Source organism: Kitasatospora sp. NEAU-69 (assembly GCF_057158765.1).
Genome location: NZ_JBWXUE010000008.1, coordinates 32,299 through 48,482, shown reverse-complemented (window position 1 = coordinate 48,482; position 16,184 = coordinate 32,299). Strand labels below are relative to the sequence as shown.

16 protein-coding genes are annotated in these 16,184 nt (G+C 71.1%); 12 read left to right on the top strand and 4 right to left on the bottom strand.

The genetic code is table 11. From position 1 onward, the window contains the following. Positions 1-28 precede the first annotated feature (28 nt). Positions 29-439 carry an ArsR/SmtB family transcription factor gene (locus AC060L_RS11490; protein WP_483798548.1) on the top strand — a complete coding sequence of 137 codons (411 nt, stop codon included), beginning with the start codon at positions 29-31 and terminating at the stop codon, positions 437-439. Between the two features lie 49 nt (positions 440-488). On the opposite strand, the gene AC060L_RS11485 is transcribed toward AC060L_RS11490, so the two are convergent. The 3 genes from AC060L_RS11485 to AC060L_RS11475 all read right to left on the bottom strand — a co-directional run bounded on the left by AC060L_RS11485 (position 489) and on the right by AC060L_RS11475 (position 2,880). Further along, positions 489-728, bottom strand: a complete 240-nt coding sequence (locus AC060L_RS11485; RefSeq protein WP_483798547.1) for an SGM_3592 family protein — start codon at positions 726-728, stop codon at positions 489-491. A 173-nt stretch (positions 729-901) separates the two neighbouring features. After that, positions 902-1,552 (bottom strand): tetratricopeptide repeat protein, encoded by a 651-nt coding sequence (locus AC060L_RS11480; protein ID WP_483798546.1) that lies wholly within the window; start codon positions 1,550-1,552, stop codon positions 902-904. A gap of 125 nt (positions 1,553-1,677) precedes the next feature. Beyond that, positions 1,678-2,880 carry a lactate 2-monooxygenase gene (locus AC060L_RS11475; protein ID WP_483798545.1) on the bottom strand — a complete coding sequence of 401 codons (1,203 nt, stop codon included), beginning with the start codon at positions 2,878-2,880 and terminating at the stop codon, positions 1,678-1,680. Between the two features lie 122 nt (positions 2,881-3,002). Here AC060L_RS11475 and AC060L_RS11470 point away from each other — a divergent pair, with 122 nt between their 5' ends. From AC060L_RS11470 to AC060L_RS11420, 11 genes are all read left to right on the top strand, one after another. Further along, the gene (locus AC060L_RS11470) at positions 3,003-4,046 is read left to right on the top strand and encodes an Lrp/AsnC family transcriptional regulator (RefSeq protein WP_483798544.1); all 1,044 of its coding nucleotides are present in this window, start codon (positions 3,003-3,005) and stop codon (positions 4,044-4,046) included. Positions 4,047-4,364: 318 nt separating this feature from the next. Next, on the top strand, positions 4,365-5,099 hold the full coding sequence (locus AC060L_RS11465) for a DUF6875 domain-containing protein (protein ID WP_483798543.1): 735 nt from the start codon (positions 4,365-4,367) through the stop codon (positions 5,097-5,099). Between the two features lie 68 nt (positions 5,100-5,167). Then, positions 5,168-5,965: an alpha/beta hydrolase gene (locus AC060L_RS11460; RefSeq protein WP_483798542.1), complete on the top strand. Its 798-nt coding sequence runs from the start codon at positions 5,168-5,170 to the stop codon at positions 5,963-5,965. Between the two features lies 1 nt (position 5,966). Further along, complete coding sequence (locus tag AC060L_RS11455; RefSeq protein ID WP_483798541.1) at positions 5,967-6,848, top strand: tryptophan 2,3-dioxygenase; 882 nt, start codon at positions 5,967-5,969, stop codon at positions 6,846-6,848. A gap of 20 nt (positions 6,849-6,868) precedes the next feature. Continuing rightward, a complete protein-coding gene (gene kynU, locus AC060L_RS11450; RefSeq protein ID WP_483798540.1) occupies positions 6,869-8,164 on the top strand; it encodes a kynureninase in 1,296 nt (431 codons plus the stop codon). A 12-nt stretch (positions 8,165-8,176) separates the two neighbouring features. After that, complete coding sequence (locus AC060L_RS11445) at positions 8,177-9,235, top strand: methyltransferase (RefSeq protein WP_483798539.1); 1,059 nt, start codon at positions 8,177-8,179, stop codon at positions 9,233-9,235. Next, positions 9,232-10,293 (top strand): LLM class flavin-dependent oxidoreductase, encoded by a 1,062-nt coding sequence (locus AC060L_RS11440; protein WP_483798538.1) that lies wholly within the window; start codon positions 9,232-9,234, stop codon positions 10,291-10,293. Before AC060L_RS11445 ends, AC060L_RS11440 begins: the two co-directional genes overlap by 4 nt. A gap of 31 nt (positions 10,294-10,324) precedes the next feature. Continuing rightward, complete coding sequence (gene ubiG / locus AC060L_RS11435) at positions 10,325-11,035, top strand: bifunctional 2-polyprenyl-6-hydroxyphenol methylase/3-demethylubiquinol 3-O-methyltransferase UbiG (RefSeq protein ID WP_483798537.1); 711 nt, start codon at positions 10,325-10,327, stop codon at positions 11,033-11,035. Continuing rightward, positions 11,029-11,943 (top strand): 1,4-dihydroxy-2-naphthoate polyprenyltransferase, encoded by a 915-nt coding sequence (locus AC060L_RS11430; RefSeq protein WP_483798536.1) that lies wholly within the window; start codon positions 11,029-11,031, stop codon positions 11,941-11,943. The genes ubiG and AC060L_RS11430 overlap by 7 nt, the downstream gene beginning before the upstream one ends. Before the next feature lie 32 nt (positions 11,944-11,975). Continuing rightward, positions 11,976-13,463, top strand: coding sequence for a flavin-containing monooxygenase (locus tag AC060L_RS11425; protein ID WP_483798535.1), 1,488 nt, complete (start codon positions 11,976-11,978; stop codon positions 13,461-13,463). A gap of 14 nt (positions 13,464-13,477) precedes the next feature. Further along, complete coding sequence (locus tag AC060L_RS11420; RefSeq protein ID WP_483798534.1) at positions 13,478-13,930, top strand: DUF2834 domain-containing protein; 453 nt, start codon at positions 13,478-13,480, stop codon at positions 13,928-13,930. 27 nt (positions 13,931-13,957) lie between these two features. Here the strand turns inward: AC060L_RS11420 and AC060L_RS11415 are convergent, their stop codons facing one another. After that, on the bottom strand, positions 13,958-16,177 hold the full coding sequence (locus AC060L_RS11415; protein WP_483798533.1) for a putative Ig domain-containing protein: 2,220 nt from the start codon (positions 16,175-16,177) through the stop codon (positions 13,958-13,960). Positions 16,178-16,184 lie beyond the last annotated feature (7 nt).

Below are 16,184 nucleotides of genomic sequence, written 5' to 3'. Positions count from 1 at the left end.
TTCATTCGTCATCAGTATGATGGACGCCATGGGTCATGGAGCCGTTACGCGCACCGGCGGGCACACCGCCGAGGACACCAAGAGCGTCGAGACCGCCGAGCGCGGGAGCGTTCCGCCGGCCCGGCTGGACGCCGGCAACGCGAGCAGCGTCGCCACCACGCTCCAGGCCCTGGCCACGCCGTCCCGCCTGCTGATCCTGGCCCGCCTGCGCGAGGGGCCCTGCGCCGCCACGGAACTCGCCAACGCGGTCGGGATGGAGCAGTCCGCCTGCTCGCACCAGCTGCGGCTGCTGCGCAATCTGGGCCTCGTGGTCGGCCGGCGCAACGGGCGCTCGATCGTCTACGCACTCTACGACGACCACGTGTCCGCGCTGCTCGACCAGGCCGTCTACCACACCGAGCACCTGCGCCTCGGGCTCGCGGACCCCACCGAGGACTGACCCCCGTGCCCGCCGGTTCGCGGCGGGCCGGCCACGGGTCAGCAGCGGCTCAGCCGCGGCGCCGGCGCCCCTTGCGCACCCGGCTCCAGAACCACCCGGCCGGTGGCTGGTCGGAGCGCCACGGCTCCGGCTGCGGCGGCTCCCGGCGCCACCGCGCGGTCAGCATCCGGGCCCGGCCGGACGCCTCGGCGACCGGCGCCGAACGAACGAAGTCCTCGTCCAGCACGACGTCGTCCCAGTCACCCGACTCGTCCGCGCCGCCCTCGGGCGGCGTCCCCACACTGCCCATCGACGCTGCACCCGCCTTCCGTTCCGTGCCGGTACCTTCCCCTCTGCCAACGTACGACCCCGCCACCCGGTGCCCGGAGCCCCGGGCGGCGATCGACGGGCGAACGGGTGAACGGGCGACGGGCCCGCGGGATGACCCGCGAGCCCGTCGGCGTCCTGCCACTCCCCCGCCTGCTACAGCTGCTCGAACTGCCCGCGGCTCGCCTCGATCCACGACAGCACGCCCTGCGCGCCGACGCCCCGGGCGATCTGCGCGGCCTCGTCCAGCAGCGCCCGGCCGCGCTCGCGGTCCCCGTGCCTCAACTCCCACTCGGCGAGCGCGTGCTTGCCGGCGGCGACCCCGGCCGTGAACCCCAACTCCTCACGCAGGCTCACCGATTGCTCGAAGCGCTCGCGGGCCAGCGCGAGCTCCCCGGCCTCCGCGTCGCCGAACGCGAGGTGCCGCACGGCGTACGAGAGCGTGAGTTTGTCGCCGAAGCCGTCGGCGAGCGCGGCGGACTCCTCGAAGTACCGCCGCGCCGCCGCACCGTCGCCACGCACCACCTGGTGGCACGCGCCCACCCAGAACAACGCCTCCGCCTCGCCCCGGACGTCACCCACCGAACGGAACAGCCCGACCGCCCGCTCCAGCGCCGCGAGATGCTGCGGCCGCTCCTGACGGTCGATCAGGAAGCGCGCGTGCAGCACCCGCCCGCGCCCGAGCAGCAGGTCCGCCTCGACTCCGTCCAGCTCCTGGTCCGCGCAGTCCAGCGCCTTGCCGGCGCCACCGAAAACCGCCTGCTCGTACAGCTGGCGAGCCCGTTCGATCCGATCCACTTGCCCCATGTCCTGCACCCCTCCGCCGAGTTCATCGAACAGTTCGAACAAGTCCGAAACTACCGGACGGGGCAAGCGGGATTCTGCCGAGCCCAGCGCAGGTAGCTCAGCGCAGGCGGCCCACCACAGGTAGCTCAGCGCAGGCGGCGCAGCGCCTCGCGCGTGAGTGCGGCGAGGTCGGGGTAGCCGTCGACCGCCATGGTCAGGTCCGCCTCGGCCAGGACCGAGCGCAGGACGTGCACGATGCCCTCGGTGCCGCCCAGCGCGAGGCCGTAGGCGTACGGGCGGCCGATACCGACCGCGCTGGCGCCCAGGGCGAGGGCCTTGACCGCGTCGGTCCCGCTGCGGACGCCGGAGTCGAACAGGACGGGCAGCTCACCGGCCGCGTCGACGACGGCGGGCAGCGCGTCGAGGGCCGGCAGCCCGCCGTTGGCCTGGCGGCCGCCGTGGTTGGAGCAGTAGATGCCGTCCACGCCGCCGTCCTTGGCGCGGCGCACATCCTCCGGGTGGCAGATGCCCTTCAGGATCAGCGGCAGCGTGGTGAGCGACCGCAGCCAGGGCAGGTCGTCCCAGGTCAGCGGGTTGCCGAAGACCTGCATCCAGCGCAGGACGGCCGCGCCGGGGTCCTCCTGCGGGCTGCGCTCCAGCTGGGAGCGGAAGACCGGGTCGCTGGTGTAGTTGGTCAGGCAGTGGCCGCGCAGCTGGGGGAAGTTGCCGGTCGCCAGGTCCCGCGGGCGCCACCCGGTGACCCAGGTGTCCAGGGTGACCACGATGCCCTTGAACCCGGCCGCCTCGGCGCGCCGCACCAGGCTCTCGGCGAGGTCCCGGTCGGTCGGGGTGTAGAGCTGGAAGAAGCCCGGGGTCGCGCCGAACTGCGCGGCCACCTCCTCCATCGGGTCCACGGACAGGGTCGAGGCGATCATCGGGACCCCGGTGCGCGCGGCGGCCCGTGCCGTGGCGAGGTCGCCGTGCCCGTCCTGGGCGCACAGGCCGATGACCCCGACCGGCGCCATGAACAGCGGCGTCGGCAGCCGTATCCCGAACAGCTCGACGGACAGGTCGCGTTGCGCGGCCCCGACGAGCATCCGCGGCACCAGCCCCCAGTCCTCGAACGCGGCCACGTTGGCCCGCTGGGTGTGCTCGTTCCCGGCGCCACCCGCCACGTACGACCAGACCGACGGGGGCAGCGCGGCCTGCGCGCCCGCCTCCCAGCCGCCGTAGGTCATCGGGTACGACGACACGACCCCGCGCAGGCCGGCCGCATAGATCTCGTTCTGGTAGGACCCGAACGCCTGACTCCTGGGCTGCGCCTGACTCCTGGACTGCGCCTCGCTCATGACCATCCCTTGCTCCTCGAACCATCGGATCCCGGGGCACCGGAACTCCGCCGGCCCCAGAGTGCGATGATCATCGGCAGAACCGGCGCAGACGCAGGAATCCCGCAGGAAAGAGCACTTGGATGCAGGAAACAGCGGCACTGCTGAGCGAGGAGGACCTGGCGCTCGTCCATGCCCTGCAACTGCGCCCACGGGCCTCCTGGACGGTGCTCGGGCGCGCGCTCGGGGTGGACCCGGTCACTGTCGCCCGGCGCTGGAACCGGCTGGAGCAGCGGGGCGATGCCTGGGTGCTGGGCTCGCCCGGTCCGCGCCTGTTCGACCACGTCTGCGTGGCCTTCGTGGAGGTCGAGTGCGCCGTCGGCAGCGCCGCCGCCGTGACCCGGGCGCTGAGCCGTCACGCCCACGCGCTCACCATCGAGCGTCCGGCCGGCAGCCACGACCTCCTCGTCACGGTGTCCACCCGCGACCTGCTCGCGATGTCCCGCTTCACCCTCGATCTCGTGCCGGCGATCGAGGGCGTGACCGCCGTGCGCCCCCGGATCGTGACGCACATGTTCGTCGAGGGCGGCAGTTGGCGCATCGACGCGCTGGCCACCGGTCAGCGGGCCCGCCTGAGCGAGCCGTCGGACGAGCGGCCCAGCCGCCAGGGATCGCCGGAGATCAGCCCGTTCGACCGGTCGATCCTGCGCCGGCTGGCCGTCGACGGCAGGGCCTCCTACCAGGCGGTGGCCACCGAACTGGACACCAGTGCCGCCACCGTGAAGCGCCGGATCGACCGGCTGGTCCGCCTCGGGCTGATCACCTTCCGCTGCGACTTCGCCCGGCCACTGGGCGGCTGGCCGGTCGCGGTCGCCTTCTGGGCCCGGGTCCCGCCCGCGGACCTGCCGGAGGTCGGCCACGCGATCGTCCGCTACCCGGAGACCCGCAACTGCGCCGCCGTCACCGGACCGCAGAACCTCATCGTGGAGGCGAGCCTGCACTCCCTCGCCGACGTCCTGCGGTTCGAGATGCAGCTGGCGACCCGGCACCCCGGCCTGGAGATCGTCGACCGTGCGGTGATGCTCCGTCAGGACAAGCTGCTGGGCCACCTGCTCGATCCACACGGCAGGTCCGTGGGCGTCGTGCCGGCCGACCTCTGGTCCACCCCCGGCACCCCGGCCACGTAAATGCCCATGGGCCGAAAGCTTCCGGATTTCCATGATCTCCATTTTGCCTTCACCTGACCCGGAGAAAGCGGCCGGACGATCAAGCCGCCGAGAAAGATCACGCGTGTCCGTCAGTGATCAACGCGCCTACCTGGGCAGATGATTTATCGGCCCGTCCGGAAGGCCCGGCGCACCCCCGGATACACCTGACGCACTCCGAGGGGCACTTGACGAGTTGCGTATTCAGCCGCGATTCCCGAGGCTTCGCGCTGGCGTGGTCTCGCTCCTTCCACTTAGCCTCTGAATGGCTACCAAATACCACGGGGGAAGGAAGTAGCTATGCAGGACAGCCATGCTCGGGCCGGAAACGAGGCCTCGGCCGACGGTGGACCGGACCGGTTTCGAATACCGCCGCAGGAAGAGTTATCGCAGGCCGAAGAGCGATTCCGCGCACTGGCCGCGGCGCCGGACCAGCGGATCCGGGCGGTCATCCACGACTGGCTGGACGACTACGTCTGCCGGCCGCACGAACAGATCGGACGCAGCGGGGCCGTCTGCCCCTTCGTCCTCCCCGCGCTACGGGCGCATTCGCTGGAGATCCAGGTGCGAAAGGCCGGCCCGGCCCCCGGCCTCGCGGCGATCACCGACATGATCCGCCAGGCCATGGACGCATTCGATCTGATCGAGTGGCAGGGCTCGAACCCGACGCTGCGAAGCCTCCTGGTCGCCCTGCCCGATCTGTCGCCGACCGACTGCCACCTGCTCGATGACGCGCACCGGGCGGTCAAGCCCGAGGCGGTCCACCGCGGCATGATGATCGGGCAGTTCCACCCGTTGTGCCAGGAGCCGGCCGCCCGGAACCCCTGGTTCCCCGTCAACCGCTCGCCGGTGCCGCTGGTGGCGATCCGGTCGATGGCCCTGCACGACGTGCTGTTCCTGAACGAGCGCAAGGACTGGTTCGAGGAGTACCACCGGCGCTTCGCCGGTCAGTACCGACCCGGCCGGGATGCGATGGACCCACTGTTCGTCGAAGTGTTCCAGCAGGCCCTGGAAAAGCACGGGACCGGCTCATGAGTAATTCCAGCGGCTATGTCGGATTCAGTCGCCAGGAGCTCGACCGGGAATACTCGCCCAGCTCCGTCGTGCCGAGTCTCGCATTCTATCTGCATGAGTACGCGACCCTCAGCGCGGCCGCCCGGGAGAATCACCGAGTATTCGCCGATCTGCATTACGGCACGCTCCCCGAGGCCCGGCTCGATCTGTTTCCCGTGACCGGCGGTGCGTCCGCGCTCCAGCTGTTCGTGCACGGCGGCAACTGGCAGCAGGTGACGAAGGGGGAATCCGCCTTCGCCGCCCCGGACTTCGTCGCCGCCGGCACCGCGTTCGCGGTGCTCGACTACGGGCTGGCACCCGCCTACCCGCTGGACCGGATCGTCACCATGGTCGGGGAAGCCGTGGCCTGGATCCATGCCAACGCCACCCGCTTCGGCATAGACCCGCGGCGCATTCATCTCAGCGGAAGCTCCGCGGGCGCCCAGCTCGTGGCGATGGCGCTCGTGCGGGACGACGCACGGCGGATCGCCGGCGCCACCCTGCTGAGCGGGATCTACGACCTCGAGCCCGTGCGGCACAGCTACGTGAACGACGCCCTGGGGCTGGACGCCGACGCCGCGCTGCGCAACAGCCCGGTCTACCACCTGCCGAAGCGGCTCCCGCCGATCGTCATCGCCCGCGGCGGGGTCGAGACGGCGGAGTTCGTCCGCCAGCACGACACCATGGCGGCGCTGCTCCGCCCGCGCGCCGCGGTCACCGAGATCGTCAGCCCGGCACGCAACCACTTCGACCTCCCCTACGACCTGGGAAACCCCGACACCGCACTCGGCCGGGCCGTGCTCGCCCAGGTCCAGGCGCCCGCCACCGTCTTCACCGAGGAGGGCTGACGTGCCCACGAACGGCCGGCAGAGCAGCACCGGCGGCTGCCCGTACCTGTCGGCCGCCACCGGGGACGACGGACCCGAAGCGGGCCCGCTCCTCCCCTCGGGCAGCACTCCCTATGCGGCGTACGCCGAGATGGACACCCTGCTGTCGCTGCAGCACCCCAGGACCGACTCGGAGACCGAGCCCGGCTTCATCATCCTGAGCCAGGTCAAGGAGCTGCTGTTCAAGCTGCTGCACACGGAGTTCACCACGGCTCGCGACCACCTCACGGCCGACCGCCTCGACGACGCGCTCTGGACGCTGCGCCGCGCGGGCCGCGTGCAACAGCTGCTGCTCTCCTGCTGGGACGCCTTCAGCGCGCTCTCCCCGGCGGAGTTCGCCTCGTTCCGGGAGGTGCTCGGCTCCGCGTCCGGGTTCCAGTCCGTCATGTACCGCCGGCTCGAGTTCCTGCTGGGCAACAAGAACGCGCAGCTGCTCGCACCGCACCGGCACACCGCGAACTACCCCGAGGTGCTCGCCCAGTTGAACGAGCCGAGCCTGTACGACGAGGCCGTTCGCCACCTGGCCAGGCGCGGCCTGGAGATCCCGCCGGAGTTCGTCGAGCGCGACGTCTCGCTGCCGTACCAGCCGAACGAGAAGGTGGCACAGGCCTGGCGCCTGGTCTACGAGCAACCCGACCGCCACCACGGGCCGTTCCTGCTCGCCGAGGCGCTCACGGACGCCTCCGACCTGTTCGCCCGCTGGCGCTACACCCATCTGCTGACCGTCCAACGGATGCTGGGCGACAAGCCGGGCACCGGCGGGACCGAGGGCTCGCAGTGGCTCGCCACCATCGCCGAGCACCGGTTCTTCCCCGAGCTCTGGTCGATCCGGTCCAGCTTGTGAGCGAGAGAGGTACCGCAGGCATGAGCAGGACGACGACCGGCATCACCCGCGCCGCTGCCGAGGAGCTCGACGCGGCCGATGAACTACGGTCTTTCAGAGCTGAGTTCGTCTTCGAGGAACCGCAGACGATCTATCTCGACGGGAACTCGCTGGGCCGCCTGCCGGCTGCCACGGCCGGCTTCCTGGAGCAGGTCGTGCGGGACGGCTGGGGTCGCGGGCTGGTGCGCTCCTGGGAGAGCTGGATCAGCTGGAGCAGAGCCCTCGGCGACCGGCTGGCCGCCCACACCCTGGGCGCCGAACCGGGTGAAGTGGTGCTCGGCGACTCCACCTCGGTGAACCTCTACAAGCTGGCGGCCGCGGCGCTGGACGCCAGACCCGGGCGCGGGACCATCGTGGCCGCTGCCGACGACTTCCCCACCAACCGCTACATCCTGCAAGGGCTGGCCGAACAGCGGCAGTTGAAGCTCGTCATGTTGCGAAGCCCCGATTCCGGCCGCGGGGACCCCGACCCCGGCCGCGGGCTCGACCCGGACGGGCTGCGCGAAGCGATCGGCGAGGACACCGCCCTCGTGGTGCTCTCCCTCGTCTCGTACCGCTCCGGAGCGCTGCTCGACATGGCCGCCGTCAACAGCGCCGCCGAGCGCGCCGGCGCGCTCGTCCTCTGGGACCTCAGCCACGCCGCCGGCGCCGTTCCGGTGCAACTCGGCGCGGCCGGGGCGAAGCTGGCCGTGGGAGCCACCTACAAGTACCTGAACGGTGGACCGGGCTCGCCCGCCTTCCTGTACGTCCGCCGGGATCTCCAGCAGCAGCTGCGGCAGCCGATCTGGGGCTGGTTCGGCCAGCGCGACCAGTTCGGGATGGGGGACCTGCACGAACCGGTGGGCGACGTCGATCGCTTCCTCGTCGGCACCCCGCCCCTGCTGTCGCTGGCCGCGGTCCAGCCCGCGCTGGACGTCATCGAGCGGGTGCCGATCCCGCTGCTGCGCCGAAAATCGATTCAACTCAGTGAACTGACCATCGAGTTGGCCGACGAGTGGCTCGCTCCGCACGGCTTCCGGCTCGCCTCACCACGCGAGGCCGCCCGGCGCGGCTCCCACGTCGCGCTGGCCCACCCCGAGGCGGCGCGCATCTGCCGAGCACTGCGCTCGCAGCAGCAGGTGATCTGCGACTTCCGTCCCCCCGATCTGCTGCGGATCGGACTCGCCCCGCTCTACACCCGCTTCACCGACGTCTGGGACGGCCTGGACCGCCTGCGCAGCCTCGTCGAGAGTCGCGGCCATCTGCACCTGCCCGCCGAATCGCCCCGCGTGACCTGAGAGGGATGACCAGTGACCCCCAAGACCCCCCTGACCAAGGACGATCTGGTCGGCATCCTGTTCGGTGCGGGAGCCTTCCAGATGCTCAACGCCGGCTGCGAGCTCGGCCTGTTCCGGCTGCTGCGGCGCAGCCCCGCACTGACCCAGGAGCAGATCGCGCAGGAACTGGGCCTGGCGGCACGGCCGGTGCAGATCATCCTGCTCGGCACGACCGCCCTCGGCCTGACCGTCCGCGCCGATGACCGCTACCGCAACGGCGAGTTGGTGGACGAGCTGTTCCGGGAGGACAGCTGGGACATCATCGAGGATCTCGTCGAGTTCCAGCAGCACGTCACCGGCCCCGCGAGCCTGGACTTCGCAGCCTCACTGCGGGAGAACACCAACGTCGGGCTGCGGCACATACCCGGCGACGCCGGCGACCTGTACCAGCGGCTGGCCGCCGACCCGGAGCTGGAGCAGCTCTTCTACCGCTGCATGAAGTCCTGGTCGTCGCTGTCGAATCCGATCCTGGTGGAGAACGCCGAGCTGACCGGCGTCGGCCGGGTCCTCGACGTGGGCGGCGGTGACGGCGTGAACTCGATCGCGCTGGCCACCGCCAACCCCGGCGTCGAGTTCACCGTCTTCGACCTGCCCGGAGCCGTGGCCATCGCCGAGGAGAAGGTCCGGCAGCGCGGGCTGGAGAAGCGCATCGGCGTCCTCGCGGGCGACATGTTCGCCGACGCCTTCCCCGATGGACACGACTGCCTGCTCTTCGCCAACCAGCTCGTCATCTGGTCGCCCGAGGAGAACCGCGCGCTGCTGCGCAAGGCCTACGACGCGCTGCCGGACGGCGGGCGGGTGCTGATCTTCAGCGCCATCTCCGACGAGACCGGCGACGGCCCGCTCTACGCGGCGCTCGACAACGTCTACTTCGCCACGCTGCCGACCGGGAGCAGCATGATCTACCACTGGGCGCAGTACGAGCAGTGGCTGACCGAGGCCGGGTTCTCCGACGTGGTGCGGCTGCCCGGGAAGACCTGGACGCCGCACGGTGTCATCGCCGCCACCAAGCCACGCGGAGGGGCGAAGTGATCGACGTCGGCCTGGCCTTCTTCCCGGACGTGGACGATCGCGACCGAAGCGCTGCCGAGTACTTCGCCCAGTGCCTCGACTTCGTCGAACTCGGCGACCGACTCGGGTTCCAGCACGTGCGCATCGTCGAGCACTACTTCCGCCGGTACGGCGGATACTCGCCGAACCCGATCGTCTTCCTCGCGGCCGCCGCCCAGCGCAGCCGCCGGCTGAAGCTGATCACTGGTGCGGTGCTGCCCGCCTTCAACCATCCGCTCAAGCTGGCCGGCGAGATCGGCATGCTCGACGCCCTCTCGCAGGGCCGCGCCGAGATCGGCTTCGCGCGGGCGTTCCTGCCGCACGAGTTCCAGCGGTTCGGCGTCGACATGGACGAGAGCCGGGACCGGTTCGACGAGGGCATCCGGGTCGTCCGGGACCTGCTCGCCGACCAGGAGGTGGCGCACCACGGGAAGTTCCACCGGTTCCCGCCGACCACCTCCCTCCCCCGGCCCACCCAACGCCCCCACCCGCCGTTCTGGGTCGCCGCGCTGTCCTCACCGGAGAGCTTCCGGCTCGCCGGTGAGCTCGGCCACGGCATCATGGCGCAGCCCGTGGTCCCCGACTCGCTCCGCCGCAACCTCGACGTGTACCGGCAGGCTTGGCGGGAGGCCGGCCACCCGGGCCGGGGCCGCGTCATGCTCGCGTTCCACATGCTCTGCACGGCCGACGGCGCCCAGGCGCGCTCGCTCGCCCGCGAGCCGGTCAACCGCTACCTGCGGTTGCTGGCGGAGGCCACCAGCGAGTGGACCACCGGAGCCGGCAGCGACGCGTACCCCGGCTACCGGCAGATGATCGAGAAGCTGCGCCAGGACGACTTCGACCGCCTGCACGAGCGGGGCTCCGCGCTCGTCGGCTCACCGGACGAGATCACGGCGATGCTGCTCGACTACCACGCGGCGTGCGGGGGCTTCGAGGCCGCCAGCATCCAGTTCTACTTCTCGGACATCGATCCCGCGCTCGCACGCAGCTCGCTCGAACTCTTCGCCACCCAGGTCCTGCCGAGGCTCCAGCAGGCCTGAAGCCGCTCCTCACCGATTGGTGGTCCTCCCCGTGTCAGCCATTCGCAGCGACTTCATCACCGACTACGACGGTCTCGCCGATCAGTGGTGGGATCCGCGGGGCCACCTCGCCCCGCTCAGCTGGATCGCGCGGACCCGCGCCGAGTTCGTCCCCGAGGCCCGCGGCGACCAGGCCGCCCTGCTCGATGTCGCGTGCGGGGGCGGCCTGTTCGGACCGCATGCGGCCGCCAAGGGCTACCGCGTGGTCGGCGTGGACCTCTCGGCCGCCTCGCTGCGCGAGGCCCTGCGCCACGGCTTCGACGAGGTCACCCAGGCCGACATCAGCAGCCTCCCGTTCGACGACGAGTCCTTCGACGTCGTCACGGCCGGTCAGTGCCTCGAACACGTGCCGGATCCCTACGCCGTGGTGCGGGAGTGCTGCCGGGTCCTGCGCCCGGGCGGCACCCTGGTCGTGGACACCATCCCCGACACGAAGCTGGCCCGGCTGGTCTCCATCACGCTCGCCGAGAACCTCCCGCTGCCGGGCCGGCCGCCCCGCGGCACCCACGACCACCACCTCTTCGTCAACCGGAAGCGGCTGACCGACACCGCGCGCGAGCACGGCGTCGAGCTCGAACTGGTGGGCCTGCGCCCGAAGATGCGCGACATGGTGCGGTACGTGGCCGGGTGGCGCGAGGACGTCCGCATGGTCCGCACCAGGTCCACCGATGTCGTCTTCCTCGGTGCGGGGACGAAATGGTGACGCTCCTCGAGGAGAGACCGACCGCCGGCACCGCGCGGAGCCTCACACGGAGCCTGCTGCTCGGCGCCCGGTTGAAGACCCTGCCCGCGACCTTCGCGCCGTTCGCCGTCGGGCTCGCCGTCGCCCGCTCGTACGGGCAGCTCAGCTGGTGGCGGGTCACCCTGACGGTGCTGTTCCTGCTCGCCTTCGTCATCGGCACGAACTTCTTCAACGACTACAGCGACGGGGTCCGCGGCACCGACGCGGACCGGGCCGGGCCCGTGCGACTGGTCGGCTCCGGGCAGGTGTCACCGCGCCAGGTCCTGCGCGTCGGGCAACTGCTGTACGGCGTCGGGGCGCTGGCCGGGGTCCTGCTGGCCGTGACGGTCTCCTGGTGGCTGCTCGCGGTGACGGTGCTCTGCGCGCTCGGCGGCTGGTTCTACACCGGCGGCGCCCGCCCGTACGGCTACCGGGGGTTCGGCGAGCTGAGCGTCTTCGCCTACCACGGTCTCGTCTTCACGTGCACCACGGCCTACGTCCAACTCGGCCGGGTGCCCTGGCTCGCGCTCGGCGCCTCGGTCCCCGTCGGCCTGCTCGTCTGCTCGCTGCTGGTGACCAACAACCTCAGGGACATCCCCACCGATGCCGCGGCGGGGAAGATCACCCTGGCAGTCCGGCTGGGCGACCGGCGGACCCGCGTGCTCTACGCGGCCTTCGTCGGCCTGAGCCTCGCCGGCGCCCTGGCCCTGGCGCCGGCTGCCGGCCGGCCCTGGGCGCTGCTCGCGCTCGCCGCCGTCCCGTTCGCCATCCGCCCGCTGCGCCTGGTGCGCAGCGGGGCCCGCGGCCGAGACCTGGTGGCGGTGCTGGAGGGCACCTGCCTGCTGCTGCTCGCCTTCGGGACCCTGCTGGCGATCGGCCTGGCGCTGTGACCGCGCAGCCGGGGGAAGTGAGGAGAAGACCAATGACACCGGATCACGAAGTCGTGGTGATCGGCGCCGGGTTCGCCGGCATAGCCGCCGCGATCAAGCTGCGCGAGGCCGGCATCGACGACTTCCTCGTGGTGGACGAGCAGGACGACGTCGGCGGCTCCTGGCACGCCAACCGGTATCCCGGCGTCGCCGTGGACATCACCGCGTTCACCTACTCCTTCGCCTTCGAACCCGTCCCGTCCTGGTCCCGGGTCTTCCCGCCCGGATCGGAGCTCAAGGCGTACGCGGACCACTGCGTCCACAAGTACGGCATCGGGCCCCACCTGCGCCTGAAGACGGAGGTCGTGCGGGCCGAGTACGACGCGCAGGCGCACCTGTGGCAGCTCTCGCTGAGCGACGGCGACTCGCTGACCGCACGCTTCGTCATCTGCGCCACCGGCTGGCTCACCAAGCCCAAGAAGCCCGACATCGAGGGCCTCGACCGGTTCGAGGGAGAGCTGGTGCACACGGCGCTCTGGGATCCGTCCGTGGAGCTGACCGGCCGGCGCGTGGGCGTGATCGGCACCGGCGCGTCGGCGGTGCAGGTGGTGCCGGAGATCGCCGCTCGCGTGGCGCAGCTGAGCGTCTACCAGCGCACCCCGATCTGGCTGCTCCCGAAACCGGACTTCGCGATCCCGCGGGCCGTCCGCCGGCTGTTCGAGACCGCGCCGTGGACGCAGCGGGCGATCCGGCTCTTCACCGACGCCATGACGGAACTCAGCTTCGTGATCGCCATGGTGTACAACCGTCAGTTCCCGTTCCTGGTGAAGGGCGGGGAGGCGCTCTCCCGGCTCTACCTGCGCAGCCAGGTCAGGGGCGACCGCGCGCTGATGGCCAAGCTCACGCCCCGCTACGCACTGGGCTGCAAGCGCCCGTCGTTCGCCAAGGGCTACTGGCGGTCCTTCACCCGCGACAACGTCGAGCTGGTCACCGAAGGCATCGAGCGGATCACCGAGACGGGCGTCCGCACCGCCGACGGTGCGGAGCAGGACCTCGACGTGCTGGTGCTGGCCACCGGATTCCACGTCCTGGAGAACCTGCCGCCGTTCCCGACCTACGGGAGCGACGGCCGGGAGCTGCGGGAGTTCTGGCGGACCGAACGGTTCCAGGCCTACGAGGGCAGCTCGGTCAAGGGCTTCCCGAACCTCTGGTTCCTCGTCGGCCCGTACTCCTTCACCGCCGGGTCCTGGTTCGGCGCGATCGACTACCAGGTCGCCCACGCGCTGCGGGTGATCGTGGAGGCCCGGCGGCGGCAGGCGACCCAGGCGGTGGTCCGCCCGGAGAAGCACGACCGGTCGTTCCGCCAGACGCTGCGCCGGCAGCGGAACACCATCTACGCCAACGACCGGTGCCGGGGCTCCAACAGCTACTACTTCGACGCCCGCGGGGACGCGCCCGCCGTCCGGCCGGCCTCGACCTACGAAGCCGCTTGGCGGGCAAGGCACTTCGACCTCGACGACTACCGCTACGACCGGTCCTGAGCAAGGAGCCAGCTGTGCTGCGATTCGATCACGTACACGGAAGAGACCGATCACTGAGCCTGTTCTACGGCCTGTTCACCATCGGCGGCCTGCTCGTCATGGGTGCGATGGCCGTCGCCTACGTACTGGACCACAGCGGCGACGGCCCCTACGGCATCGTCCGGGACTTCCTGCGCGAGGCGACGACGAACCTGGCCGCCCAGTTCGTCTACGCGGACCTGACGCTCGTCTGGATCGCGCTGTCCGGATTCATGATCGTCGAGGCCCGGCGCCTCGGGATCCGCTACGTCTGGGCGTACATCGCCGGTGCCCCGCTGCTGGCCTTGTGCGTGACCTTCACGCTCTTCATGCTCGTCCGGCAACTGAAGCTGGCGGCCACGGCGACGACCCACGAAGCGACGGCCGACGAAGCGACGGCCCCCGCGACGCACCGATCGTCGCCGCCGGCCGGCACCCTACGGGTGTGACGGGGCCGGCCGGCGGCGACTCCGGGTTCAGGAGGCGTTGAGCGCGGTGTCGTCGATCACGAAGCTGGTCTGGGCGGAGGAGGAGTTCTCCACGCCGTTGAACTTCAGCGTGACGCTCTTGCCGGCGTAGGAGGAGAGGTTGAACGTCTTCTGCACGTAGCCGTTGTTGGCGTTCAGGTTGCTGTAGGTGGCCAGCGTGGTGCCGTTGGCCGAGACGGTCAGCTTGTCGGCCGCGGTGGTGCCGGTCTTCGCGGTGTCGATGTGCAGCCAGAAGCTGAAGGTCGCGGAGCAGCCGGCCGGGATGGTGACGGTCTGCGTGATGCTGTCGGTGTGGGCGGCGCCATAGCCGTCCAGCCAGGCGTCCCAGCTGCCGGAGTGGGCCGGCTCGGAGACGGTGTCGTTGTTGATGACACCGGCGGTGGCGGTCCACGGGGAGGCGCTACCGGTCTCGAAACCCGGGTTGCCGAGCAGCTGGCCGGCGCCAGTGCAGCCGCCGCCGCTGGTGCTGACGGTCCAGGTGAACGAGGTGCTACCGGTGGCACCGGTGGAGTCCTTGGCGGTGACCGTCACCGAGTAGCTGCCCGCGGTGGTCGGGGTGCCGGAGATCAGGCCCGAGGAGCTGATCGACAGGCCGGCCGGCAGGCCGGTGGCCGAGTAGGTCAGGGTCTGGCCGGAGGCGGAGTCGGTGGCGCTGACCTGCACGGACGCGGCCGTTCCGACGGTGCCGGTCTGGTTGCCCGGGTTGGTGACGGTGACCGTGTTACCGCCCGTGGGCTGCCCCACCGGCAGGCCGCCGGTCGGCGAGTACATCGCCACGTCGAAGGTGCTGCCGCTGGGGGCGTGGGCGATCGGGATGACGGGGACGGCGTTGCCGCCGGCGAGCACCGAGGTGGAGATGTAGTCGCCGAACATCCGGCCCTGGCTGGTGTTCGGCAGCCAGGCCAGCGTCATCGGGCCCGCGAGCTGGACGGGCGCGGTCCAGGTGGCGCCGCCGTCGGCGGAGGAGACGTAGCCCGCGTCCAACTGGCAGGTGGTGTCCGTGCAGGAGGCGTTCGGGTAGTAGTAGTACGTCAGGCCCAGGCGGGCGCTGCTCCCCGAGCTGCTCGGGTCCACGCCGATGCCCGCCGTGAAGTGGTCCACCGTGCTGGTGACCGGGTCGATCGGCACCCGCACCGGCGTGCTCCAGGTGGTGCCGTCGGTGGAGGTCGACATGATGATGTCGTTGCTGCTGCAGTTGGTGCGGAAGCTGCAGTCGGACCAGACCGTGTAGACCTTGCCGGCGGCGTCGATCTCGGCCGACGGTAGCGGGCTCTCGCGCAGCGTGTCGTGCGGCAGCTTGGCGATGTCACCGGCTGCGGCGTCGTTCTCCAGTCCGGCGACAGTGTGGTGCGAGACCGCGGCGATCTGCACGCTCGCGGTCCAGCTCGCGCCGCCGTTGCCGGAGGTGAAGGCGTCCTCGGCGTTCGAGCTGCCCGAGGAGAACGGCACGACGACGGTGCCGGAGGGCTGGACGACCGGCTGACCACCCAGCCCGCTGGGGCTGTCGGCCGGGCTCTGCTGCGCACCCCAGGTCAGGCCGCCGTCGGTCGAGGTGCGCATGTGCTCGGCGTCACCGGAGTTGGCGTCGTCGTACTCGGTGTAGCAGTGGCCGTAGTACGGGCTGGACGCGTGGTCGTCGCAGACCGTCCAGTTCTTGTCGTCGAACGTGCCGGTGGAGATGGCGACCGGGCTGCCCCAGGTGTGTCCGCCGTCGGTGGAGCGGCTCAGCTCGACGTCGACCTCGCTGCCGGAGGTGATGCCCAGCCAGGAGACCATCCAGACGCCGTCCTTGGCGTCGTAGGCCACCGAGGCGTCGCTGGCCGCCGCGTACGGGCCGCTGGTGTTCGTGGTGGAGGCGGGCATGAACCCGTGCGTCCAGCTCTGGCCGCCGTCGGTGGACGTCGCCCAGCCGATGTTGGACGCACCGCCGCCGGTGACCCGGCCGACCTGGAACGCGGAGACGACGGTGCTGCCGTAGCTGTAGGTGTCCGGCTCGACTTCGGTGGCGTGCTGGGCCTGCGCGTCGGTGTACGGATCGCTGCTGACCCGGGTGAGGGCAGGAGCGGTGACCCGGGGCGCGCGGGAGCCGGGGGAAGCGCCGTGGGCGGTGGCGGTGGCGGTGGCGGCGAAAGCGGGAGCGGTGAACGCCGTCGCAGCGGCCAGCGCGCCGGCGAGGAGGAGGGAACCTTTTCTGGTCAGTCCGGACATGTCTCTC